Source organism: Candidatus Saccharibacteria bacterium (assembly GCA_016700015.1).
In the GTDB taxonomy this organism is placed as follows: domain Bacteria; phylum Patescibacteriota; class Saccharimonadia; order Saccharimonadales; family Saccharimonadaceae; genus Saccharimonas.
In genome coordinates, this window is sequence record CP064995.1 from 319,864 (window position 1) to 345,381 (window position 25,518).

21 protein-coding genes and 2 tRNA genes are annotated in these 25,518 nt (G+C 50.6%); 19 read left to right on the forward strand and 4 right to left on the reverse strand.

Going from position 1 to position 25,518, the window contains the following annotated elements:
* On the forward strand, positions 1–2,034 hold the full coding sequence (gene recG / locus IPM09_01750) for an ATP-dependent DNA helicase RecG (GenBank protein QQS22249.1): 2,034 nt from the start codon (positions 1–3) through the stop codon (positions 2,032–2,034).
* Positions 2,035–2,095: 61 nt separating this feature from the next.
* Here recG and IPM09_01755 read toward each other — a convergent pair whose 3' ends face one another.
* Positions 2,096–2,356, reverse strand: coding sequence for a hypothetical protein (locus IPM09_01755; GenBank protein QQS22250.1), 261 nt, complete (start codon positions 2,354–2,356; stop codon positions 2,096–2,098).
* A gap of 112 nt (positions 2,357–2,468) precedes the next feature.
* Between IPM09_01755 and IPM09_01760 the strand changes: the two genes are divergently transcribed.
* The 3 genes from IPM09_01760 (at position 2,469) to IPM09_01770 (ending at position 4,519) form a co-directional block, all read left to right on the forward strand.
* The gene (locus tag IPM09_01760) at positions 2,469–3,287 is read left to right on the forward strand and encodes a hypothetical protein (protein QQS22251.1); all 819 of its coding nucleotides are present in this window, start codon (positions 2,469–2,471) and stop codon (positions 3,285–3,287) included.
* Entirely contained in the window at positions 3,288–3,833 is a 546-nt protein-coding gene (rsmD, locus tag IPM09_01765; protein ID QQS22252.1) for a 16S rRNA (guanine(966)-N(2))-methyltransferase RsmD, read from the forward strand.
* An 80-nt stretch (positions 3,834–3,913) separates the two neighbouring features.
* Positions 3,914–4,519, forward strand: a complete 606-nt coding sequence (locus IPM09_01770; GenBank protein QQS22253.1) for a CDP-alcohol phosphatidyltransferase family protein — start codon at positions 3,914–3,916, stop codon at positions 4,517–4,519.
* Between the two features lie 40 nt (positions 4,520–4,559).
* Here IPM09_01770 and IPM09_01775 read toward each other — a convergent pair.
* Positions 4,560–4,644 (reverse strand) — tRNA-Leu (locus IPM09_01775).
* A 93-nt stretch (positions 4,645–4,737) separates the two neighbouring features.
* On the opposite strand from IPM09_01775, the gene IPM09_01780 reads away from it, so the two are divergent.
* The gene (locus IPM09_01780) at positions 4,738–6,366 is read left to right on the forward strand and encodes an FAD-binding oxidoreductase (GenBank protein QQS22254.1); all 1,629 of its coding nucleotides are present in this window, start codon (positions 4,738–4,740) and stop codon (positions 6,364–6,366) included.
* Positions 6,367–6,573: 207 nt separating this feature from the next.
* A complete protein-coding gene (locus tag IPM09_01785; protein QQS22255.1) occupies positions 6,574–7,035 on the forward strand; it encodes a hypothetical protein in 462 nt (153 codons plus the stop codon).
* Between the two features lie 195 nt (positions 7,036–7,230).
* On the opposite strand, the gene IPM09_01790 is transcribed toward IPM09_01785, so the two are convergent.
* A tRNA-Leu gene (locus IPM09_01790) sits at positions 7,231–7,317 on the reverse strand.
* A 472-nt stretch (positions 7,318–7,789) separates the two neighbouring features.
* On the opposite strand from IPM09_01790, the gene IPM09_01795 reads away from it, so the two are divergent.
* The 10 genes from IPM09_01795 (at position 7,790) to rpoC (ending at position 22,442) form a co-directional block, all read left to right on the forward strand.
* On the forward strand, positions 7,790–8,455 hold the full coding sequence (locus tag IPM09_01795) for a hypothetical protein (GenBank protein ID QQS22256.1): 666 nt from the start codon (positions 7,790–7,792) through the stop codon (positions 8,453–8,455).
* A 189-nt stretch (positions 8,456–8,644) separates the two neighbouring features.
* On the forward strand, positions 8,645–9,262 hold the full coding sequence (locus tag IPM09_01800; protein ID QQS22257.1) for a histidine phosphatase family protein: 618 nt from the start codon (positions 8,645–8,647) through the stop codon (positions 9,260–9,262).
* The gene (locus IPM09_01805) at positions 9,255–9,788 is read left to right on the forward strand and encodes a TrmH family RNA methyltransferase (protein ID QQS22459.1); all 534 of its coding nucleotides are present in this window, start codon (positions 9,255–9,257) and stop codon (positions 9,786–9,788) included. The genes IPM09_01800 and IPM09_01805 overlap by 8 nt, the downstream gene beginning before the upstream one ends.
* Before the next feature lie 56 nt (positions 9,789–9,844).
* Positions 9,845–11,185, forward strand: coding sequence for a histidine--tRNA ligase (locus IPM09_01810; GenBank protein ID QQS22258.1), 1,341 nt, complete (start codon positions 9,845–9,847; stop codon positions 11,183–11,185).
* Positions 11,186–11,236: 51 nt separating this feature from the next.
* Positions 11,237–11,842 (forward strand): prepilin-type N-terminal cleavage/methylation domain-containing protein, encoded by a 606-nt coding sequence (locus tag IPM09_01815; GenBank protein QQS22259.1) that lies wholly within the window; start codon positions 11,237–11,239, stop codon positions 11,840–11,842.
* Between the two features lie 28 nt (positions 11,843–11,870).
* A complete protein-coding gene (gene tig / locus IPM09_01820; protein ID QQS22260.1) occupies positions 11,871–13,157 on the forward strand; it encodes a trigger factor in 1,287 nt (428 codons plus the stop codon).
* Positions 13,158–13,304: 147 nt separating this feature from the next.
* A complete protein-coding gene (locus IPM09_01825; protein ID QQS22261.1) occupies positions 13,305–14,294 on the forward strand; it encodes a hypothetical protein in 990 nt (329 codons plus the stop codon).
* An 84-nt stretch (positions 14,295–14,378) separates the two neighbouring features.
* On the forward strand, positions 14,379–14,969 hold the full coding sequence (locus IPM09_01830; protein QQS22262.1) for an ATP-dependent Clp protease proteolytic subunit: 591 nt from the start codon (positions 14,379–14,381) through the stop codon (positions 14,967–14,969).
* A gap of 245 nt (positions 14,970–15,214) precedes the next feature.
* Positions 15,215–18,577 (forward strand): DNA-directed RNA polymerase subunit beta, encoded by a 3,363-nt coding sequence (locus tag IPM09_01835; GenBank protein QQS22263.1) that lies wholly within the window; start codon positions 15,215–15,217, stop codon positions 18,575–18,577.
* Between the two features lies 1 nt (position 18,578).
* On the forward strand, positions 18,579–22,442 hold the full coding sequence (gene rpoC, locus IPM09_01840) for a DNA-directed RNA polymerase subunit beta' (GenBank protein ID QQS22264.1): 3,864 nt from the start codon (positions 18,579–18,581) through the stop codon (positions 22,440–22,442).
* A 69-nt stretch (positions 22,443–22,511) separates the two neighbouring features.
* Here rpoC and IPM09_01845 read toward each other — a convergent pair whose 3' ends face one another.
* Complete coding sequence (locus IPM09_01845; GenBank protein ID QQS22265.1) at positions 22,512–23,510, reverse strand: hypothetical protein; 999 nt, start codon at positions 23,508–23,510, stop codon at positions 22,512–22,514.
* Positions 23,511–23,780: 270 nt separating this feature from the next.
* Between IPM09_01845 and rpsL the strand changes: the two genes are divergently transcribed.
* The 3 genes from rpsL to IPM09_01860 all read left to right on the forward strand — a co-directional run bounded on the left by rpsL (position 23,781) and on the right by IPM09_01860 (position 25,484).
* A complete protein-coding gene (gene rpsL / locus IPM09_01850; GenBank protein QQS22266.1) occupies positions 23,781–24,194 on the forward strand; it encodes a 30S ribosomal protein S12 in 414 nt (137 codons plus the stop codon).
* A gap of 3 nt (positions 24,195–24,197) precedes the next feature.
* A complete protein-coding gene (gene rpsG / locus IPM09_01855) occupies positions 24,198–24,677 on the forward strand; it encodes a 30S ribosomal protein S7 (protein QQS22267.1) in 480 nt (159 codons plus the stop codon).
* Positions 24,678–24,761: 84 nt separating this feature from the next.
* On the forward strand, positions 24,762–25,484 hold the full coding sequence (locus tag IPM09_01860; GenBank protein QQS22268.1) for a hypothetical protein: 723 nt from the start codon (positions 24,762–24,764) through the stop codon (positions 25,482–25,484).
* Positions 25,485–25,518: the final 34 nt, after the last annotated feature.

Here is a 25,518-nt window from a genome sequence, read left to right on the forward strand (position 1 = left end):
GTGAATCTCCAGACAAATCTCGAGCAAATCAAAGGAGTCGGGCCAAAAACCGCTGAGCGATTGCACGTGGCGGGGTTAGTAAGCGTGGATGATTTGTTGACTTTTTTGCCGCGTCGACATGAAGATTACACTGGTGTCATCGCTATTGCCGACATTAAGCCTGGTAAAGCGACAATTAAAGCACGCTGCGAGAAAATAGAAACTCGTATGGTTCGGCGCGGACTCAAACTCACAAAAGCCGTGCTGTCTGATGCGAGCGGCAAGCTTAACGCAGTCTGGTTTAACCAACCATATCGAGTGCAGCAGTTATCGGCAACTGATGAAGAATTTTATTTCAGCGGCGAGTTCGAATACAACTATGGTCGTTATCAACTCACCAATCCTAGCGCCGAAATTGCCAAAGAACTGCCAGTGCAGGCTGAACGACTAGTGCCCGTGTATCGGTCGGTGCATGGACTCAAAAGCCAGCTTGTACGGAGTATCCTTGCCGAGCTACGTCCACTCATGACTGTGTTACCCGAGACATTGCCGCAAAGTGTCATGCAGTCCGAAACACTTATAAGTCGATCCGAGGCGATTAGTACGATGCATTTCCCCAAGCGTATTGAAGATGTCGCAGCGGCCCGTGAGCGGCTCGCATTTGAAGAGTTGTTCGAGCTGCTGCTAGCAAGTCAGCTCAATAAACTCGAGAATCAAAAACTCACAGGCTATCACATTCCGTTTGAAGTTGCCACGGTCAAAGCGTTTGTTGCATGCTTGCCATTTCAGCTGACCATAGCTCAAAAACGCGCGGCGTGGGATATTTTGCAAGACTTTGAAAAATCGACACCGATGAATCGCTTATTACAGGGAGATGTTGGTAGTGGCAAAACGGTGGTAGCGGGATTAGCGGCTCGCCAGGCGGCGAGTCATGGCTACCAGACGGCGTTTATGGCCCCAACAGAGATACTGGCGACTCAGCATGCCGAGACGCTCGATACATTGCTGAGCCCGTTCGGGGTGCGCGTAGGCCTACTAGTTGGAAGTGTGAAAGGCAAGGTGCGTAAGATTCTTTATCAGCAGATTGCCGACGGTGAAGTTGATGTTGTGGTGGGTACGCACGCACTTATTCAAGATACTGTCAGCTTCAAGCGGCTTGGCTTTGTAGTAATCGATGAGCAGCATCGGTTCGGCGTCGCCCAGCGCCAGAAGCTGCTTAGTAAATCTGGCGTGCTTCCACATCTTCTGGCGATGACTGCTACGCCTATCCCGCGGAGCCTTGCGCTGACTGTCTATGGCGAGCTTGATGTGAGTGTGCTGAATGAGCGACCAGCTAACAGGTTGCCGATCGTGACGAAGATCGTGTCTCCGGTATCTGCAAAAACAATCTATGGCCATATTGATCAAGAAATTACTAAGGGCAGACAGGTCTATGTAGTGTGCAGTCTGATCGACGACAACCCAGACAATGACACGAAAAGTGTGCAGGCTGAGTACAAGCGGCTCAAAAATAGCGTGTTTGGGCATCGGCAAATCGGTCTATTGCACGGCAAGATGAAGCCAAGCGAAAAGGATCAGACGATGCAGGACTTTAAAGCAAAAAAATACGATATTCTCGTCAGTACTACTGTGGTAGAAGTAGGGGTGGATGTTCCTAATGCTACTGTGATGATTATCGAAAACGCCGATCAGTTCGGTCTCAGCCAGTTGCATCAGCTACGCGGGCGAGTGGGACGAAGCGAACACCAGAGCTATTGCTACCTGATGATGAGCTCGACCAACAAGCCATCGCAGCGTCTGCGCGAGATCGAAAAAAGCAACGACGGGTTTCACCTTGCCGAAGTCGACATGGAACTGCGCGGCCCGGGTGAAATATATGGCAAAGCCCAGCATGGGGCGCTTAATTTGCAGATTGCGACACTCGCCGACACGCAGTTGATTGCTCGTGCCCAAAAAGCCGTGCGGCGGTTTATAGAAGACGGCGCTGCTATCGAACAATACTCGGCACTGGCGAGCCAGGTGCGCTACTACCAGCGACTAACTACCCTGAACTAACTACAGGTAAGCAAACAGCCCCCGGTGACCCGGAGGCTGAATGCCTGCGACGGGACGGGGGCTAGTAGGTGCCGACCTTTACGGTCGTTCCGACGTACATGTAGAAGTCGGAAAAACGGAACGCGATTGTCGTCCCACCCCTGGTCTTGATTTCGAAGACCACGTGGTTGGCGGGGTTCGCGTTTGTGAGCTTGTAGAGTTCATTTTCGAACTCGCGGACGACATCTCGCGGGACGGCGAGCGCATGGTCGGTCAGCTGCGCTTCGCGGTACCCGTGAAACTTTACGGTTGCGCCGTTCAGGAGATGGGTGAACTCGGGCATGGGTGCTCCTTTAGTGGTCAAGGTGCGTAGTGGTGAAACTATTCTGAATTATATTATATCAAAATACAGCGTATTTGTCAATACATCGGTGAAATCTGGTTGTGTTTCTGGTATGATAGACAAAATGTATAGTGGTACAACTTTTCGTAAACAATCCGGCGGGTTTATTGGGGTGCACCAAAAAATCGATAGGGTGGCGCGCCGCACATTGCAATCTATACCAGGTGTTGGCCCGGGGTTTCCGGCAATTAAAGACATATTGCATTTCGAAGGCAATAACGGCCCTGATGGCATAAAGCGTAAAAGCCCCAGCCAAGACGAGCCGTGGCACTACATTGACCCTACGAAGCCTGACGATCGGCAGCTTGTCGACATGATTGCAGACCACCACCATAACCTTGTGGAGGCACTGCGGACAGGCAATGAACAGCGGGCGGCGTTTGAAGCGGCGTGGATTGCTCATGCTATCGTCGACGGGCTGACGCCAGCGCACCACTATCCACTTGGCGACAAGATCGAAGAATTGTGGGGTAAGCCCAAAGAAGAGCGCCTAACGATCAAAGAAAAAAACTACATCAAAGGCGAGAGCGCTCGCGACACGCTCGGCAAAAACTGGCAATACTGGGGTGCAAAGGGAGTGTTTGTGACCCATGTGCTGTTTGAGTTTGGGGTGGCGACAAGTATTAAAACTACACGATTTACAAAACTCGGCATGTCGCCAGACTGGGTACGCCAGGCCGAAACGATGGGCCTGGAGCGACTGTTTTTGCGTTCGGTGCAGCGGATTTACGCGCTTGATATGTATCACAACTTCTGGCAGGAAGGCTGGACAGCGAAGCTAGCTAGGCAAGCGCGCACGCAGTTGGTGCCGGAAATTATACGCATTGTCACGTATGCTTGGTACAGCGCGTATAAAGAAGCGGGGTTATAAGTGTATATTCGGATAATTGCCGGCAAATATGGTGGCCGCAAAATCGATGCACCCGACAACAGCCGTACTCACCCTATGGGTGAACGCGTGCGCAATGCCATGTTTAATAGCCTGGGTAGCCGCATAGAAGGTGCAGAGGTACTCGATGCATTTGCTGGTACGGGAGCAGTAGGGCTTGAGGCAGTTAGCCGAGGTGCGAAGCACTGTACATTTATAGAACGCGATAAAATTGCGCAAAAAGTATTGGCAAAAAATGTGGTATTGCTAGGTACCGAAAATGACACGACAATTGTAAATAGATCTGTTGCTTCATGGATCAATGAAAATTTGGATGCTCGCTACGACATAATTTTCGCCGACCCGCCATACCACGACTTGCAGTTATCCACAGTCTCGTTACTTTTTGGGCTTCTCAAACCAAACGGGCTTATGGTATTATCCCATACAGGAAGAGGTGAGGGACCAAATCTGCTAAACGGAATTGTTGTGGTGGACAATCGTAGTTATGGATCTGCATACCTCACCTTCTTCCGCCGAGAATCATAGGACCAAACGGTCCTTTTTTGATTATGCTTTGACCTCTGTTTTGTCTGCGCTATACTAGCCAGGTATGACGAGTCGCCTTTTTGCGTGAATCCCCACTGGTTGTTGCCGCCCAACAGTCGCATGACACGTGGCGGGGGTTTGATGAGCGGCAAAAACGAGCTGCAGTCGCTGCCTCTGCAGTCACCTTTGGTCGTCTTGGTCTTCGGTTGGTTGTAGAGGCCGCGACTCGTACTGGTAGGTTGTCGCGCAAGCAGCGTTTTGTTGCTAATTTAGCGCTTGATATGGCAGATAGTATCGACGGCAAAATAGCGAGACATTTTGACGCTGTGACACCGTTCGGCAAAGTTGCCGACCCGCTGGCTGATAAGATTGATTTTGCTATTCAGGAATACGGTAGAGTTATGCGTGGTGAGCTGGATGCCCCGACCGCTGCCGTGCGTAGCGCCCGCGACCTTGCATCCACTCATGTGCGCCACGAACAAAGCTTACGAGCCGCCCGCGGCGAGATTGCCGATGCCGATACCGGTGCACGGCCATTGAACAAGTGGACGTCTGCTTTTCGTGCCGCTTCTTTGCGCGTAGATGATTTATTTCCTGGTAGTAGACTGGCGCAGGGAATGCAACATACGGCGACTGCCGCGCTCATTGCGTCGGGTTTATCAAATGTCAAAGAATATCGTCGATAAGTCAATACAAAAAGGCGAGCAAACGCTCGTCTTCTTGGGTTGGTGCGGATGACTGGACTTGAACCAGCACGCCCGAAGGCATATGCTCCTAAGGCATACGTGTATACCAATTTCACCACATCCGCACGGGGTGTGAATGTATTTTAACAGATATACTAAAAAAGTGAAACGTATCAACGCTTATGGTATACTAATGGTAATGAAAAAACGAGGGAATAATGAGTAAAATCGCTTCTTACCTTAGCGGTCACTTGGCGGGTGAAGTGTCAACGCGCAGCGATGTACGCGAAGCAATAAGTACAGACCTTGGTATTTTGAAACTAAAACCAGACATGGTTATTTACCCACGAAATACTAATGATATCCGAAAAGTTTGTCGATTTGCCTGGCAGTTAGCCGAAAAAGGCCACACTCTGCCTGTGACGGTGCGCGGTGCTGGCACCGATAGTACTGGGGCGGCACTGGGTAAGGGAGCTGCGGTCGTCATGACGGCTCACATGAACCGTATTTTTGAGTACGAGCCCAAGCAAAAACTCGTCCGTCTGCAACCAGGCGTGGCAGTTGGCGCTTTGCAACAGTCACTTGCACTACACGGAACTTCAATCATGCCGCTTGTAGGCTCACATGCGTTTGGTACGGTCGGCGGAGCAGTAGCCAATGCGGTCGCTGGGTTAATGGCCGGCAAATATGGCACGGTAGACAAAGCTGTCGATCAACTTGAAGTTGTGTTAGCAAGCGGTGATGTTATACAAACCGGCCGCATAAACAAACGCGAACTAAGCCGACGCAAAGGCATGCAAGGGTTTGTAGGTGATATTTACCGTGGAATCGACGCTATTATTGAAGAAAACACCGACCTGCTTGATACACTTCGCGCCAACGATGCGACCGGTTACAACACTATTGCTGATGTCAAGCAAAAAGATGGGAGCTTCGATCTGACACCATTGTTTATCGGTAGCCAAGGCACGCTCGGCATTATTACCGAAATGATTATGCGCGGCGAGTTCCGCAGCCTTCATATGGGCGTGGCAGCGATGGTGTTTGCAAGTAGCAATACTGCCCGCGATGCGCTAGACGAACTTTGTAGTATGACACCGGCGTTTGTAGAATACTTCGACGCCGAGCTGTTTGAAACGGCCGCTAAGTGTGGTCGCCAGTACGAATTTTACAAGCGTGCGCTTGATGAAATTAAGGCCCCTGCATCGGTAGTGATTGTCGGGTTTGACGAATTTAGCGACCGCGTTCGTGCAAAGCGGCTGAAAAAAGTTGTTAAAACATTTGCCAAGTATGAAGATGTCGTATTTTCAACCGCCGACGGTGATGAGGCGCAGGATATGCTCGCTGCACTCGACGTTACCTACTATACAGCCCTGCCTGGGGAGCAGAGTGAGGGGGCTCCAGGAATCTTTACTGGGTTCCACGTTCCTACAGAGCGACTCGAAGATTTTGCAAAGTCAGTTGATTTACTTGCTCAAAAGCATCATATAGCTCTGCCTCTGGCTGGGCATGTGTATACTAATACCTATGGGGTGTATCCGACGTTCGATCTTCACAAAGTGGGCGACAAGCAAACAGTGCTCAAGCTCCTCGACGCACTTACACAAACAGTATACTCACACGGTGGTACTATGGTGGCCGAAGGTGGCGAGGGCCGACTCAAGTCAAGGTTTATTTATAATCAACTCGACGCACGCATTGTAAAGCTGTATCAAGAAGTACGTAAAGTGTGTGACCCGCATGGCTATATGAATTCGGGGGTGAAAGAATCAATAGAGCTGCGGCATCTGGCCGAAATGATTCGTGACAGCCACGATGCCGGACAGTTCGCTCGTTTCGGGCTATAAATTGTTGCAAACTAAAAAGACGAGCTAAGGCTCATCTTAATAGTTTTGGTGCTCATAAGGTTATTGTTGTTGAATCAGATATGCTGAAAAAAGATTATATCAGCTGCTAAGTAATTACGACTCTTGCGTAGAACAGCTGAAACATCTCGTTACGAATGACCTAAAGGGGTTGCATAAGTTTAATAACTATGTTATAATCGATCCATTATGTCAAGAAGTGTTGCGGAAGTTACAGGTAAAATGCCATTCGCTGGAAAGTATATAGTTAAATATTTGTATCAAAAGGGTCGTGAAGCCTCTAGAAACGGTGAGTATACAGGTAAAATTACGAGTGCAACTGCTTTAGGTGCGCTTGCCGTCTTACACGCCGTGCAGCTTAAAATGGGAATAAGAGAGCTTGTATATGACGGCGGACAAAACCCCGCACTCGTTGGGGTTGATGCACTTTACACAGCTGCGAATGCCATGGTTACATACACGCAAGCCTATTTAGCCGCTAAAGTCGTTGCGACAGCGAAAGAGCCTGCGATGGTCACCCCTGAGGGTGTGACATCTCACGATGTCGACCAAGATAATAACCGACCAAATATCAAGTTAGGCGTTCCAAGCCCAATGGACTTTATCGTAACTGCGGGTGGTCAAGCTATCTTTCTTGCGACGCTGCACTAGCCCCCACTTGCCACACTTAAATTATATAAAAAGCCCGTAAACTCGCTACCTACCTAAAAATATGTCAGTGGTGTTAAAGACCTGATCCTTAACAGATGAGAAAAGTCCGATTTTTTGAATTTTACTACTTAAAGACAGGGAATAAATAAAAAAAACGAGCGCAAATGCGCTCAAATTTCCCGAAAAGTTCGTTTTTGGTGCGGATAAGAGGACTTGAACCTCCACGTACTTGCGTACACTAGCACCTGAAGCTAGCGCGTCTACCAATTCCGCCATATCCGCATATGTATAACACCTAAAGAGCGCGTGAATTTTTAGGGCTTGCGGCGCTAGCTTCTGAAGCTAGGTCACGTTCCGCGACCCCGCGAGCCAGCCTATCGAGCATAGCTCTCTGGTGACATCGCCTTGCGAACTGCCGACTGACAGTTCTCACGTCTACCAATTCCGCCATATCCGCATAGATAAAGGACACTACTTAACGCGATATTCCTACGCATTATACAACGCGCAGCGCGTCTACGACTATTTACGTTTCGCGCAGCCGTCATAGCTGCATACCAAACTATCATAGCAAATACCAGAGGTGGTGGCAAGAATAGCAAAAAACTTACACAAACATATTGACAAAAAACACAGCTTGTGCTATAATGAAATTATGCAGTCAGGAGTGGGGCACCCGCCCCGCCGAAGACCGCACCTGAATAATCCATCGCTACACAACCCGCCCCCCCGGTGGGGCAGAGAGAGGTTCATCATGAACCGTACCGCCAACTTCGTCGGGCTCAACAAGGCCGCCAAGGACGCCGCCATCAAGGAGGCCGTCGCCAAGGCCGAGGCCGGCTTCGCCGGCCGTCTGGCCTTCGAGGCCAGCACCAGGGCCAACCGCGCCCTCGTCGCCGACCAGGCCAAGCGGTCGTCCGCGCTGCGGACGATCCACGCCGGCCCGGCCCGGGCGCTGGTCGAGAAGGCCCTGGCGTTCTACGCCGAGGCGCCGCTGGCCGAACGTGGTGAGGTCTCGACGACCATCGTCGTGACCGACCCGGTGACGCGCAAGCGTCACGCCGTCCCGGTGCAGCTCCCCCAGCTCATCACCGTCGACCCACGCGAGTGGGCCCGCATGGAGGCGCTCGCTGCCCTCCAGGGGACGCCCGGCCTGGACGCCAAGGCGGTCGATTTCGCGCGCGGGCGGTTCGCCCGGGCGCTCGACCGCGGTGTCGAGCGGCTTGCGCTGCTCAACGGCGGCGTCGAGGTCCCCGACAAGGACCCGCTGCCCGAGCGCAAGCCGAAGGCCCAGGATGCCGCGCCGGTCGACAAGCCGGCCGAGCCCGCGAGCGACAAGGACTTCGACGCCAAGGTGGCGAAGTTCCTGAAGGAATCTCCGCAGCCGCGGAGCAAGCGGGCAGCCGCCCGCGCCTCCTGATCCCTCCTCTCACCTGAGCCCTTCGGGGCAAAGGTGAGATACAAGTAGCGGTGGAATCCCGGGGCGGCGACGAGTTAGTATGAGGTACCCAGTCCTCAGCAAACACCGTCGTCGCCCTGGGTAACACCCATCTTCCCGACAGTTCACCCCAGCAAGGGGTGTTTTTATTTGCTATAATAGCCTATACCAATGGCACACTTTTACCTAGTACGGCACGCTGAATCGGTTGCCAACACGCACCCCGAACGTGTGGGAGGTCGCTCGAATCACTCGCCACTAACCGAGCGCGGCAAAGCGCAGGCCAGGCAGCTCGGTAAATTTGTGCGCGAATACGACATTCAGTACGACAGAGTACTTAGTTCACCAGCAAAACGGACGCTTGCAACCGCAAAGTATGCCTTCAACCGCACGGGACGCGACATTATTGTGCTTAACAAACTACAAGAAATATCACAAGGTATCGCCGAAGGCATGCCGCGAGTTGAAGTCTACACCCCTGAGGTACTAGCAATGATCGAGAAAAAGGGGCGCGACTTTGCTATGCCAGGCGGCGAATCGACCCGACAAGTGGGAGCGCGTATGCTGAAGTGTTTGTCGCGGGTTGCCGACTGGGCGAGTGACGAAGTGCCGCATATGGTAGTGACCCACGGTACGGCAATCAAAAGCTTGGTGGCCGAGCTCGAGGACCGCTCGCAGCAGTGGATATATGCGGCTCCCATGCCAAATGCTTCGCTGACACACGTGGAAATACGCGGACTAGAGGGCGTAGTACATGACTACGCACGGGACACGCAGCGCGATGACTGAGCTTGCCGATACGCGTAATGTCGTCGACAACTACAAGGGAATGCCCCTAGACGATATTGTGACTGATCTTGACCGGCAGGATAGTGGACTCGAAATTGCCGTAGAAAATCTGGAGCGCGATTTCAACATGGGAACGATTGTCCGTACGGCGAACGCTTTTGGGGTGCGGCATGTGCATGTGATAGGCCGTCGCCAATGGAATAAGCGCGGCGCCATGATGACCGACAAATACCTGCATGTGCACCACTACGCCTCGGCCGAGGCGTTTATGGCAGCAATTGCAGCTAAACCACTAATCGCAGTGGACAACATTGAAGGATCGATACCGCTTAGCCAGGTAGCGCTGCCAATGTCATGCGTACTACTGTTTGGCGCCGAGGGGCCGGGGATTAGCGCTAAACTTGCTAGCCAAGCAAGCCAGATTGTGGCGATCGAACAATATGGTAGCACCCGTAGTATTAACGTGGGCGTGGCCGCGGGCATTGCTATGTACGCCTGGCTGCAACAGCATAGATTGCGAACATAGCTTTATATATGCCTATGCTTGCAACAAAAGCAAAATAGTGAGACAATATGTCTACTATGAGTTCACTCAGTAGTGATCCCTATAAAGGTGCCCGCGACTGGTACCCAGAAGACATGCGGCTTCGCAGTTACATATTTGCTGTATGGCATAAAATTGCTCGTAGCTATGGCTACGAAGTGTACGACACACCACTGCTTGAGCCTGTCGATGTGTATGCCGCCAAAAGTGGGCAGGAGCTTGTGAACGAACAGACCTATCAATTTGTCGACAGGGGTGAGCGACGGGTGGCAATTCGACCGGAAATGACACCAAGTGTTAGTCGCATGATAGCTGCGCGTCGCCAGGAAGTGGCGCTGCCGGCCCGGTGGTATAACATCGGTCGGTTCTTACGTTACGAACGACCACAAAGGGGCAGGGAGCGCGAGTTTTGGCAGCTTAACTGCGATATATTCGGCTGCGATGGCGTGGCGGCAGAAGCCGAAATCATCACAATGGGCAGCGAAATCATGAAAGCGTTTGGCGCCAAAGACGACATGTTCACTATTCGTATTAATAACCGAAGTATCATCGACTATATGATGGCGCATTACCTGGGGCTGGACACCGTGCAGGCGCAGCTGATGATGAAACTGTTTGATCGGAAAAACAAGATTGCACCCGAATCGTTTCGCGATCAAGCGATTGATATTTTTGGTCCCGAACAAGCTGCAGGTGGGCTGCAAAAAATAGCTCAGTTACTTGCCGCTCGAACGATGGCAGATCTACCCGAAAGTATCCGTGATAGCGAGCCGGTGCGCGATATTCAGGTGCTCTTTACCTACCTTGAGCGTGCCGGCATAAAAAACGCTGTCTTTGATATCACACTGATGCGCGGCCTGGACTACTACACTGGAACAGTGTTTGAGTTTTATGACACCCATCCCGAGAACAGTCGCTCATTGTTTGGCGGTGGTCGCTACGACGGTCTTGTGGGGCTATTTGGTGCCGAGCCGCTTAGTGCTGTAGGATTTGCTCCAGGGCTCACGATGATGCAGCTATTCCTTGATGCGCATGATTTGCTGCCAACATTTCACTCGACGACCGATATTTATATGGTTGTGATCGGCGAAACAATGCGTGGCGCTATGCGACTTGCCGATGAGCTACGTGCCGAAGGTGTCAATGTAGAACTCGACATCACTGATCGAAAACTTGATAAACAGCTAAAAACCGCAGCCAAGAAGGCTATTCCCTACATGCTATTTGTTGGTGAAAAGGAACTAGACAGCGAAGTATACCCGCTGAAAAATACCATCAGTGGCGAAGAAAAGCAGCTCAGCGTTGCTAGGATTGTCAGTACAATTCGAGACCATCGCCAGCGTGGTGAAGAAGAGTTCGACATCGCGTCGGAAGAGTAAGCTGCTTACGGCTATTGACCCTAGCAAGGGGATTTGCCATAGTAGAGCTATATGCGCATAGCTCAAAAAGGTTTCACACTTATCGAACTACTGGTGGTAATTGTAGTGATTGCGGTACTCGTGGCGGTGACCGCAACAATGTATCAGAATGCACAGGTGCAAGCACGCGACACGCAGATCAAAGATGCTGCCGATAAGTTTGCTGATGCGATAATGCTATGGAGCGCAAATCATAACGGAGCAATACCTAGCGGCGGCTCGGCAACCGCAGGCACTAATGGTCTAAATGCGCAGAGTGATAACTGTATTACTGGTACGATAGGGTGGCAAGGTTACCGCGTCATTGATATCGCTGCCACGTATCAGTGTACGATCGGAGATGTGATGGTCGCCTCAGGGTACCTACCAGCAGAAATGTTTGATAAGTTACCGATCAATACAATCGCACTATCACTATCAAACCGTCGCGTCTTTATGATTTATGGATGCCCGAGTAATACGTCATACAGAATCCTGATGTATACGCTCGAAGATCCAACAGCTGGGGACACCAGCAACTACAATCAGATACACACAAATTGCTCAACAAGCGCAGGTGACCTGACTAACTATCAAAACTATGGTATGCGTGCTGCAATTCTACTCAAGTTCGCCTAGTGGCGTATTAGTGGTACAATAAGTCTTTATGAAGACATCTGTAAAACACTTATCTGATACACGCGTTGTGGTGACTATCACTATTGGACAAGAAGAGTTAACTGCAGCCGAGCAGGTCGCGCTCAAAAAACTTGCTAAATCAACCAAAGTAGCTGGCTTTCGTAAAGGCCATGTGCCACTCGAGGTTGTGGCGAAGCATGTCGATCCCAATACTCTTGCACAGGAAACACTCGACAATGCGCTTAGTCGGTCGGTCGCCGAAGCGTTTCTTGGCCAAAACATTCAGGTACTCGAACGCCCAGCGGTAGAAGTGAAAAAATTTGTACCGGGTAGCGAGCTTGAATTTACAGCTGAAGCTGACGTATTGCCCCATGTGGTACTGGGAGACTACAAGAAACTAAAGCCTCTCAAGACTTCAATTGAAGTCGCGGATACACACATTGAAGAGGTAGTAGAGCGTATCCGTAAGGGACTCGCGACGAAAAAAACTACCAAACAAGCTGCTGTGCTTGGCGATGAAACCGTGATTGATTTTGTGGGCAAAAAAGACGACGTGGCATTCGATGGTGGTGCCGGCAATGATTATCCGCTGGTTCTTGGGAGCGGATCATTCATCCCGGGATTTGAAGATGCGCTTGTGGGGGCAAAGGCTGGAGAAAAGTTGGATATTCCACTAACATTCCCTAAAGACTACCAGGCAGAAGATTTGGCCGGTAAAAAGGTAGTCTTTAGTGTTACGGTAAAAAAAGTGAATAACATCGTGCTTCCCGAAGAAAATGACGAGTTTGCCGCTAAGGCCGGACCATTTACCAGTATGAAGGAGCTACGTACCGACATTCAATCGGAAATCACAGCCCAAAAAGAGCGTGAAGCTGCCGATGCAATGAAGGACGATTTGGTGAAGCAGTTGATTGCTAAAAGTAAGGTTGCAGTGCCTGTGGTGCTCAAAGACGATCAAATTCGATCGATTGAACAGGATCTGACACAGAATTTGATGTATCGCGGCATGACAATCGAGCAATACTTTGCACAGCAGGGCTATGCTGACCGCGATGCATGGGTCAAGGCCGAGGCGGATGAGCTGGCCGAAAACCGTATCAAAGCCGGACTTGTTCTTGCTGAGCTGAGTAAAGAACTCAAGATTGAAGCGACTGCAGATGAACTAGTCGCCCACCTTAATACCTACCGCCAGCAGTATGCCAACAACCCTGATATGGCTAAGCGGTTTGATGAGCCAGAAATACAGCGTGAAGTTGCAAACAGGCTCATTACCGAGAAAACTGTCGAGCAGCTAGTAGCGCTCAACAGTAAATAATCTCCCAGGACTTGTGTTAACTGAAACACTTCGCCAGTTTGCCTGGCGAAGTGTTTGCTATACACATTGCGAGATATTAAAAAACATGATAGAGTATCTTCCTAGAACTTGTACGCCAAGTGTACCTTCACGAGACAGGAGTTAAAAGTGCCAGAACAACTTCCCGTTGATGGGCAGTTACTGCGTCTACAAGGCATGGTTCAATACCTGGCGCAGCATGCCGTCAAGCCGAAAGCTGAGATGGGCGCGCGTACATGGGAGCTTGTACCCGTCGTTCCCTACAGGAGGGTCGATGGTGTAGTGGTCAGGCTAGGCCTCCGCTACACAGAGGCCGGGAACGATGTCGCAGCTGAACTACTAGTGGACAATCTGCTGGTTGAGTCTGCGATCATGATCAAGAATGGCCAGCTTGCAAACAGCTTCGGTAAGCCGCTCGGCTTTGGGTCCAGTGAAACCTACGACTTGATAAGCGCAGTTGAGCCAATGCTTGTCGCGATCCGTAAGTACCAGGTGAGCGAGAAGCAGCGGCGTGAAGATGCGCGACAACAGCGACTTGAGCGACTGATGATGCGCCTACGTACACCACGAAGGTGGTTGAACCGACATCGCCGGGACGTCGTACCTACCATGATGCTTGGTGCGCTTGTCATTGCGGCAGTAATCGGCTTTGTTGCGTTGGCAAACCATAATCCAACAGCTTCATTTGATGCGGCACACTACACCATCGACGGAGGTACGGTTAGTACTGACGGCGAAACAGTGCACCCAGTGTACTCTCAGCAACTTGCCGAAAGCAAGGTGCTTGAGAATGTTCCAAGGGGATCTGTGAGGGTGGTTGGCGGGCTACGTGAGGTGTCGCTGGCGTTTCGTCGCGATTCAAGTCGGTGCAGCACGGTCGGAATTGAAGGTGATGTACCGGCTGATACCAAGCTAGTGAGTTGGATGGACGTGCAAGCAGTCGGAGTGGCAGATCCGTCACGGGATTTCACCATTCGACTGCAACGATCGACGCGCGAAGTGGTTGCGTGCTTCACTGGCGACATCGCCACGTATGACAAGCTCATTACCACGAAGCGCTATGACCCACGAATCGTTTTCGATCTCGTGAGCGCGAGCGCTACAAGCAAGACTCCTTGATACCACACCCCGGCAATCAGCCGGGGCACTCTTTTATTAGCACTCTGCATTGACGAGTGCCAATAAGCGGCGTACAATAGTGCTATGACGAAAAACTACCTTGTACCCAATGTGATTGTAAAAACTCGCGATGGTGAGCGCGGCTACGATATCTATTCACGGCTGCTCGAAGATCGCATCATTTTCCTCGGTGAAGACGTGAACGAGCATACCGCAAATGTTGTGGTCGCACAGCTACTGCACCTTGCGAATGAAGATCCCACAAAAGATATCCACTTATACATCAATAGCCCAGGGGGTAGTGTGTATGATGGGCTGGCCATTTACGACACAATGAACCATATCGCGCCAGACGTTGCCACTTACGGCATTGGCCTGCAAGCAAGTATGGGGGCGCTTCTTCTGAGTAGTGGCGCTAAAGGCAAGCGTCATTTGCTGCCTAACGCGCGCGTCATGATTCACCAGCCGAGTAGCGGAACGCAAGGTAAGGTGACTGACCAAGAAATCAGTTTACGTGAAGCAATCGAACTGAAGGAGCGACTTGCGTCGATTATGGCAAAAAACACTGGTCAGAAGCTTGTTAAAGTCAAGGCTGATATGGAGCGCGATTTCTGGATGGGTGCTGAAGAAGCAAAAAAATACGGTGTTGTCGACACGGTACTTGCCGGTAAGTAAGTACCAATTTTCTTCACAATAAGAGCTTGACACAATGACCTTCGCCAACTACAATGAGACCTAATGAAGATTGTGTAACGTGGGTCATTAAACATACCGCGCCTCTGGCGTGGCGTTTTGGTATGTGTGAGACCCTGCGTTCAGTAAAGCTTCGGCGCCAAAGCACCTGCAAGGACAGTGGTTGACCCACCCCTGTCACTTGATAACACACTATACTAATCTAACTCCATGCGAGAGGGAGTATTATGCCAAAAGCGAAAGTTGCTAATAGCACCGCACCGCTGCAGCGCGTCTTTTTTACAAATGACGACACTGCGCTCGAAGTTCCAAATCTCATCGCTCACCAGAAAGAGTCGTGGAAAGACTTTGTTGAAACTGGTCTGAGCGAGATTTTTGCCGAACTCAACCCCATAGAAGACTATACAGGCCAAAAGCTTGAGCTGCGCTTTAAGGATTACGCATTTCAAGAGCCAAAGAACCCAGAGCAGTTTGCGAAAGAAAACAACCTCACTTTCGATGCGCCACTGCTTGTCAATGTGGAACTAACAAACAAAGTCACTGGTGAAGTAAAAGAGCAGGAAATCTACCTCGGTGATTACCCATGGATGACCGATCGCGCCACCTTTGTTATTAACGGTACAGAGCGTGTGGTTGTAAGTCAGCTGATTCGCAGCGCCGGTGTCTTTTTCACTGCCGAGCGCGGTCTTGGCAAGAATCTTTACAGTGCAAAACTTATTCCTGGTCGTGGTGCGTGGCTGGAATTTGAAACCGCCAGCAACGGCGCAATCTATGTCAAAATAGATCGCCGCCGCAAAATCGCCGTCACTACGCTGTTACGCGCTCTCGGCTACAGCAAAGTGAGCGAGATTAAGGAACTCTTTAAAGATATCGACACCGGTGAAACCAAATATATTGATGCAACGCTTGAAAAAGATCCTAGTCATGGCGTCAACGAGGCTTTGATTGAAGTCTACCGCCGCCTGCGCCCAGGTGATCTGGCGACAGTCGATAACGCGCGCCAAATGATCGAGCGCATGTTCTATGACTTTAAGCGCTTTGACTATAGTCGGGTTGGTCGTTACAAAATGAACCAGCGCCTTGGGCTGAATTTGCCAAATACAACTGAGAACAGGGTATTCCAGTTGTCCGACCTTGTGGCAATCATCCGCGAGATCATTCGTCTTAATAACACTCAAGAGCCAGGCGACGATATCGACGCCCTCAGCAACCGCCGCGTCAAACTAGTCGGCGAACTGGTGGCTCGTCAGTTCCGTGTCGGCATGCTTCGTATGCAGCGCAACGCTATGGACCGTATGAGCATGAGCGACATTACCACAGTAACGCCAAGCCAACTTATCAATGCGCGCCCCGTGGTTGCCGCTGTTCGTGAATTCTTTGCCAGCAGCCAGCTCTCGCAGCTGCTCGACGAAGTGAACCCACTTTCAGAACTCAGCCACAAACGACGCCTTAGCAGTATGGGCCCCGGTGGACTAAGCCGTGAACGAGCCGGCTTTGATGTGCGCGATGCTCACCCAACACACTATGGACGAATCTGTAGCGTGGAAACGCCTGAAGGTGCCAACATTGGGCTTGTACTCAACCTCGCTAGCTATGCGCGTGTCAACGAATACGGTTTCGTAGAAACTCCTTATTTGAAAGTGAGTAACGGCAAGGTGACAGACGAAGTTGTGTACCTCGACGCCAGCCACGAAGTCACTGAAGTGATTGCTGATGCCGGTGCCGAGCTCGACAAAAACGGCAAATTTGTTGCCGAACGCGTGAGCGCTCGTAAGTTCCTAAAGCCAGGGCAAGTCGATGTGACTGAAGTCACATACATGGACGCCGCACACAAACAAATTTTGGGAAGCACGGCTGCACTCGTGCCATTTATCGAGAAAAACCGTATTGACCGCTCGCTGACCGGTTCGAACATGCAGCGCCAGGCCGTACCGCTACTCACGCCAGAAGCGCCGATAGTTGGTACTGGTATTGAAGCCCAGGTCGCTCGCGACAGCAGTCAGTTGGTGGTTGCCGAAGCTGCCGGTGAAGTACTGCGTGCTGATGGCGACGCTGTTGAAGTGGAATACAAAGCAGGTAAAAAAGTTTATAGTCTGATCCACTTTGCGAAAAGCAACGACGATCGCTCGATCAACCAGAAAGTCCGCGTATCGCGCGGCGACAAAGTAAAGAAGGGCGACATACTCATCGAAGGCGCCAGCATTGCTCGCGGTGAAATCGCGCTCGGTAAAGATCTACTAGTTGCCTTCATGCCATGGGCCGGGTACAACATGGACGACGCGGTTGTTATTAGCCGCCGGCTTGTTGAAGACGATAGCCTGACGAGCATTAATATTAAGGACTACAATGTTGAAGTCCGCGAAACCAAGCTAGGTCCAGAAATCGTCACCCGTGACATTCCAAATGTCAGCGAGGAGAGCCTGCGTCATCTCGATGAAGACGGTATCGTGCAAGTAGGAAGTGAAGTATCGGCTGGCGATGTGCTTGTTGGTAAGATTACCCCTAAGGGTGAGCAAGAACTCAGTTCCGAAGAGCGCCTTTTGCGAGCCATCTTTGGAGAAAAGGCCAAAGACGTACGCGACACCAGCCAGCGTATGAACAACGCTGGTGGCGGTAAGGTTGTCGGTGTCAAGATCTTCAGCCGCGAGAACGGTCACGAGCTAAAGGCTGGCGTGCTAATGCAAATTCAGATATTTGTTGCTCAGCTACGCAAGATTAGTGTTGGTGACAAGCTCGCTGGTCGCCACGGTAACAAGGGTGTTGTGGCACGTATTTTGCCACAAGAGGACATGCCATACATGGCCGACGGAACGCCAGTCGACATCGTGCTCAATCCGCTTGGTGTGCCAAGCCGTATGAACCTTGGCCAGCTATTTGAAACTCACCTTGGCATGGCAGCACGAGCTCTCGGCTATCATGTGGCAACACCACCTTTTAACGGTGTGCCAAACACTGTTATCGAAAGTGAGCTAGTCAAAGCCGGCTTTACATCTGATGGTAAAAGTCAACTGTTCGATGGTCGCAGCGGTGAAGCGTTTGAAGAGCGAACCACAGTTGGTGTGATGCACATGATTAAACTCCACCACATGGTGAGCGACAAGATCCACGCCCGCAGCACTGGCCCTTACACCATGGTTACGCAACAGCCACTTGGCGGTAAAGCCCAAAATGGTGGTCAGCGCTTTGGTGAAATGGAAGTGTGGGCCCTCGAAGCATACGGTGCGGCCGCAACGCTGCAGGAAATGCTGACGATCAAGTCTGACGATGTTTATGGTCGCGCTAAAGCCTACGAGAGCATCATTAAAGACGATGTGATCACCGGGCCGAAACTTCCAGAAAGCTTCAACGTGCTTGTGAAAGAACTTCAAGGTCTTGGCCTACGGGTTGACCTGATGGATGATAGCGAAACAATCGATGCAGAAAGTGTTATCGAGCAAAGCGGGCCAGAAGATAAATCTGTGCCAGTACTTGATGACGAGCCAACTGAGTTTGTGCTCGATGAGGCCGATGACTTTGGTGATATCGATGAAGATGATGGCATGAGCATCCAGGACATTGACGAAATTGAAGAAATAAAGGAGGAGGCGTAATATGACACGTGTTGTAGCCACTACGGGCATCGCTGACTTCGATGCAGTGCGACTGGCGGTCGCAAGCCCAGAAGACATCTTGAAATGGAGTTATGGGGAAGTCACGAAGCCTGAGACAATTAACTATCGTACGCAAAAACCAGAGCGCGATGGCTTGTTCTGTGAACGAATTTTCGGTCCAGTCAAAGACATCAACCCGCATGACAACAAACTAAAGGGCGTGCGGTCGCGTGAAGCCGCTATCGACAAAAACGGTGAACTGGTCACCAAGGCGATTGTCCGCCGTGAGCGCATGGCTCATATTAACCTGGCTGCTCCTGTAGCGCACATTTGGTTTATGCGTGGTACACCGAGCGCTATGAGCCTGCTGCTTGGCATTACTGTTCGCAATCTCGAGCGTATCGCATACTTTGCAACCTACGTGATCTTGGCGGCCGACAATGAGAAGCGTGAACAAATGCTTGCTGATCTCGAGGCCGAAACTGAAGCAGCCCGCGTGGCGATAAAGATTCGGTACGAAAGGGAAGCTGGTGTCGAGGATGCCGATGTCAAGAAGCTTGCTGAAGCCCAAAGTCGTGAACTAGAGGAGTTGGAAGCTACTGCGGGTGTCAAGAAGGTACAGCTGGAAAGCCTTGTAAAGGGAGCCATGCTGAACGAAACCGACTATCGTAATCTTCCTGAAGAATATGAGGAGCTTGTAACTGTTGGGATGGGCGGAACAGCCCTTAAAGCTATGCTCGACGAAGTTGATCTCCCGATTCTTATTGCCGAGCTTCAGGCAGAAGTTGAAGGTGCTAAAGGTCAACGAGAGAAGAAGCTACTCAAGCGCTTGAAGGTTCTTGAAGGCATGCAAGCTGCTGGTATCAAACCAAGTAGTCTTTGCTTGACTGTTCTGCCAGTTATTCCTCCGGACTTGCGCCCGATGGTTCAGCTAACAGGTGGTCGTTTCGCGACTAGTGACCTTAATGACCTCTATCGTCGTGTCATCAACCGTAACAACCGCCTGAAGAAACTCATTGATCTCAACGCGCCAGAAGTGATCCGCCGTAACGAAATGCGCATGCTTCAAGAAGCTGTTGATAGCCTGATTGATAACTCTGCGGCTCGTGGTGGTCGTGCCGTCAATGCGACTGGTGGTCGCAGGAGGCTCAAGAGCATTAGCGATATGCTTAAAGGGAAGCAGGGGCGTTTCCGCCAGAACCTGCTTGGTAAGCGAGTTGACTATTCGGGTCGTAGTGTGATTGTGGTTGGTCCAAAGCTCAAAATCCATCAGTGTGGTCTGCCAAAGCAAATGGCACTTGAGTTGTTTAAGCCGTTTGTTATTAGCTGGTTGATTCGTGGTGAGTATGCGCACAACATTCGCAGCGCAACACGGCTTATCGAAGCTGGAGAAGCAGTTGTATGGGACGCGCTTGATGCGTGTATCGAAGGAAAGTATGTCCTACTCAACCGCGCACCGTCACTACACCGCCTGAGTATTCAGGCCTTCCAGCCAGTGCTTGTCGAGGGTAAGGCAATCCAGTTACATCCGCTTGTCGCTAGTGGTTTTAATGCCGACTACGACGGTGACCAGATGGCTGTTCACTTGCCTCTGAGTAAAGAAGCACAGGCCGAAGCGAAGGAGCTCATGAGCGCGGTTAATAACCTGCTCAAACCTGCCGACGGGAGCCCAGTGCTCAACATCAACCAGGATATCGTGCTTGGTAACTATTACCTAACATACAACAAGCCAAGTGCGCAAACGGCAACCGTGGCAGTCTTTGCCAACAGCCGCGACGCAGAGCTTGCCTATGATATGGGCAAACTGCAACTGCAAAGTCCAATTCGCGTCCGTGCGAAAGATGAAATTCGTACCACGACGCTTGGTCGCGTGTTCTTCAACGAGATTCTGCCTGCTGATTTTCCGTACAACGACAATGTACAGAACAAGAAAGAGCTCAAAAAAGTTCTGGCGCAAATCTTTGACAAGTATGGTGCTGAAGAAACTGCGCATACTGCCGACCGCATGAAAGGTCTTGCCTTCCGTTTTGCAACGACAAGTGCCGTATCGACCGGTATGCAAGACTACCTGAGCTTTGATGAGATTAGCGAGTTTATCGCCGAAGGTGACGCTAAGACTGCGCTTGTATCTGATCAGTACGATCAAGGACTGATCACCGATGATGAGCGCTATAGTCTAACGGTCGCGAATTGGCGCGGTGTTGACCGTAGGATTGAAGATTTCCTGCGCGTCGAGCTTGGTAAAATGGACACTAGTATCTCGACAATGGTTAACTCGGGCGCGCGCGGTAACATTACTAACGTCAAACTGGCAAGCGCCATGATTGGTATTCAGGTGGACGCTACCAACCGTGAGATTGAGCTACCAGTACGTAGCAACTTCAAACGTGGCCTTTCGAGCCTGGAGGCATTTGTGGCAACACGTGGTGCACGCAAGGGTCTGATTGACACTGCACTTAAGACGGCTGACTCGGGGTACCTCACTCGTCGTCTTGTTGATGTTAGCCAAGATGTCTTTACGGTTGAGGATCAAACCGGTGACGACGAAGGCTTTACGATTTATCGATCTGAATCAGAAATGACTATGATTGATTTTGGTAACCGCCTCTATGGTCGCTATACCGCTAAGGAAGTTCCTGGTCATGTAGGGAAAGACGAGCTGATTACTCGTGCCATTGCCAATGCGATCGAAGCTGACAGTGATGTGACTGAGGTAACTATCCAAAACGTGCTTTCAACCAACAACTTAAACGGCATTCCCCGCAAGAGCTATGGTCTTGACATGGCAACAAACGAGCTTGTAGACAACGCTCAGCCAGTCGGTGTTATCGCTGCACAATCAGTCGGTGAACCTGGCACACAGCTAACGCTCAATACCTTCCACAGTTCTGGCGTCGGTGGTTCGGACATCACTCAGGGTCTACCGCGTGTCGAAGAATTGTTTGAAGCGCGCACTCCAAAGGGTCAGGCCTATATGAGTGAAGTTACCGGACTTGTCGATGTATGGGAAGATGGCAAAAGGTATGTTGTTCAGGTGACCCCAGAAGCGGGACATGTCGAACGCATGCCGCTTGAGGGCCGTACGGTAGCAGTAAAGGCTGGGAGCAATGTCAAAGTTGGTGATGTGCTGGCCACAACTGAAGGTGAAGCGCATCCGCTCGTCGCGCCATTTGACGGTGTTGTTGAATTAGCTGAAGATACTCTAGTGATTGCCGCTAACGCTAGTGCTCCAGTACGCTACGAAATTCCCGGTAGCGCGCAGCTTGTTATTAAGGCTGGCGACCATGTGGAAGCTGGAGATCGCCTAACTGGTGGCTCACTGAACCTGCATGATCTTATGCGCCTTAAGGGTACTGAAGCTACCCAGCGCTATATCATCAATGAAGTACTACGTATATACGCCGCCCAGGGACAAGATGTGGCTGACAAGCACCTCGAGATCATCGTTCGCCAGATGTTCAGTCGTGTGCAAGTTGAGGATCCGGGCGATAGCACCTTTGTGATGGGTGATATCGTCAGCAAAGCAAGCGTAGTTGATGCCAACAAATCACTTGCAGCAGCCGGCAAGACGCTGGCGCAGTACACACAGCTTCTGCTCGGTATTACCAAGGTGTCGATTTGGAGTGATAGCTGGCTCTCCGCTGCTAGCTTCCAGGATACGACTCGTGTTCTGATCAATGCTGCTACTAGTGGACGCGCCGACAGGCTAAACGGCCTCAAAGAAAATGTGATCATCGGACGTAAGATTCCTGTTGGAACTGGTGCTCGAGGCTACGTGCCAGAAGCAGTCGATCTCGGTGATTTCGCGACCGATGAGACAGATGTTGTCGAAGAGATTTCGGCAGCAGTCGATCTGGAGTCGTAGCGTCAATCACACCAAACAATTACCCCGCCTGGTAGCGGGGTAATTTGTTGCAAGAAGAGTACGTAGCTGCTAAAGGCTTACTTTCTGAGTGGTTTTTCCATCAGCGCTGCTGCAATCGGTGCCGAAGTACGCCTTCTTAATGTCGCTCCCTGCGTAATCACTACATGGTATAAGGCCTTGTGTGCCTGTAAAATAGTGCCATACTTTGTCGGGCGTCTGGTAGAATAGACCTGCAAATCCGCCCATACCGATTTGACCGTCCATGACGCCGCTGACACCAATCTGAGCCGTCTGGTAGCCTTGAGTGCTACTCGCTTTGACAACGGGTATGCCATTAAACAATACCGTTGCATCGACGTCAGATTTGTTTGGGTAGATACCATAAAATGGTGACTGAGCTTTGGCCGTACTCACGTAGTCGCTCATATTTCCACAGCCAATTACGAATTGATGAGGACCAGCCGGGTTGTTATATGTTTTTGTATCTAAGAGTGAGCAAACGACGTCAGCCTCGGCATAGCGAATTGTAGAAGTTTCCATATCATCAACGGAGTTCAAAGTAGAGTCACTAAACCCCTTTTCTTTTAGTAGCTTGGTTATTTTTGCACGCATGACAGGGGCATCGTTTGCCGGTACTGATTGTGCGATTGATACAATCTTATTGCGATCAATGCCTGTGTAGAAATCATAGCCAGCAACTTTCAGGGGCTGGAGCATTGCGGTCGACTCATTTTCTACGGTACCCCGAAGTATTTCATTTACGGCATTTATTGTGTCAGCTGCAGTTAGTTTTTTTGAAGAAACAGGAGAGGTAGAGCTCGAGGTTGTTTGCGTCGGTATTGGCTGTTTCTCAAAATATTGCTTGTATAGTAGGAGCGTGGCGACACCACCTAGCGCTACTAGCAATAGCGCTAATACGACGACAAGTAGGGGTTTTGACCGTCGCTTCTTTTTCTCTATCACAAGCTCATTCTGGGTTTGAGCGATCAAATTCTCATTGTTCAAGTCTTGTATCGCATGATCATTATCGACCAACTGGGCTGATTGTGATGCCGGACGGTTGTTCATATTCCTCTCCTTATATTTGACAACTATACTTCTCATGTTTATTGTAGGTCTCTCTGAACTGTGAAGCAAGTGGCTCTAGACAGATTCTGCAAAATTTGTTACAATAACAAGCGAGTTTCCTCTTATTGTTTCCGGCTCAGTGTGTGAGGCGGTGGCAATTAAGACGCGCAACCCTGTGTTTGCTGCACGGGTGTCGTAAATGGCCTTATCAGCCACAATCTATAAACGAGAAAGCGTTAGACATAACGCGCTATAGCATAAGGAATACAAATGCCTACAATTAATCAGCTCGTGCGAAAACCTCGCCAGATTGCCGGGAAGAAGAGCAAATCACCGGCACTCGGGCGAATCCATAACGCACTGAAGGTTCGCTACTACGACCAAGACGCGCCGCTAAAACGCGGTGTTTGTGTCAAAGTCACGACCAAAACCCCGAAAAAACCAAACTCGGCGCTTCGTAAAGTTGCCCGCGTGCGCCTTACTAATGGTCACGAAGTTTGGGCTTACATTGGTGGCGAGGGGCATAACCTACAAGAGCATGCTGTTGTGCTTGTTCGCGGTGGTCGTGTGCCCGATCTACCAGGTGTCCGTTACCACATAGTTCGCGGTGCGCTCGACCTGCAGGGTGTCGCAAAGCGCAAACAAGGCCGTAGTAAGTACGGTGCCAAGAAGGCGGAGAAATAGTTTATGCCAAGAAAAGTCACTAAGAAACTACAACGCACCATTAAACCTGATCGCAAATACCAGAGCGTACTGGTGCAACGTCTCATTAACAAGAGTATGCTTGATGGCAAGAAGTTGGCCGCTGAGCGAATGGTGTATGCCGCGCTTGAGCAGGCTGCTAAGACGCTAAAGAGCGAAGAACCACTTGAAGTGTTTGAAAAAGCTCTGAGAAACATTAGCCCGAATTTTGAAGTTAAAAGCCGTCGTGTTGGTGGTGCTAACTATCAAATTCCTTTCCCCGTGCAAGGGCACCGTCAGCTCCACTATGCATTTAGCTGGTTAGTGCAGAGTGCTCGTGGCCGCAGCGGCATTCCCTATGAGAAGCGTCTCGCGCTCGAAATTGTCGATGCCTACAATGAAACCGGCGCTGCCTTCAAGAAAAAAGAAGATACTCACAAAATGGCCGAAGCCAACCGAGCATTTGCTCATTTTGCGCGCAGCTAGTTGCTCGCAGCAATCACTAAACCGCTCCACGCCTGGGGCGGTTTTAGGTTGCACTAAAGTGCACGGTCTGGCATAGTTGAATCAATGGGGGAAAAAGCACCGAAAAGTACAGATGGGTATGTATGCTCGGCGAAGAGCGCACGCCTACTTAGTCGTCTGGCGGACCATAGTGATTATGTTTATGTTGTAGGCAACCGTGTTGTCGTCGAGAAAATGATCGATACTCCCTACAACGAGCATGGAATTGTTGATACGCGCGAGCTGTTCCGCAGAGTGCTTGGGACGGTATCTACAGAATATTACTGGCAGGGGTCGTATGAGGGCCCACACCATATTATGTGGCCACGAGGGTGGTATAGACAAAAAACCGATGGTAAACAAATTGCAATGCAGTTTCGCAATAGCCCAACACTTCGTTTGTATTTACCCAGAGATCTGCATGACTTTACACATAAAATTACCGACCCACCTGTGCCACCGAGCAGAGATGTTATGGAACAATACATCCTCGAACAGTGCCAAGTGCAGAACCTTTACGATATTGTTCGTTTTCACGGGCTCCACGATCTTCATGGTATGGCGCATGACGACAAAGAAGCATATCGCCTAGAACGATTTCGTGAACGGCTGAGTGAAATGGAGGATGGTTACGTAGGAGTCATGCCAAGTCGCGAGTTTCTGGCGGCTCTTCCGCTACACACGGCACGACAAGTGGTTCGATCCCTCGCGCGAGTACAGGGGCTGTCAAACGATAAAGCATCGAGAAAAGCCTTTTTCAGCCCATCCCGCAGCCAACTTGTCGCGTAAATAAGGGGTTGCATATTTGTCAAATATGTATTTA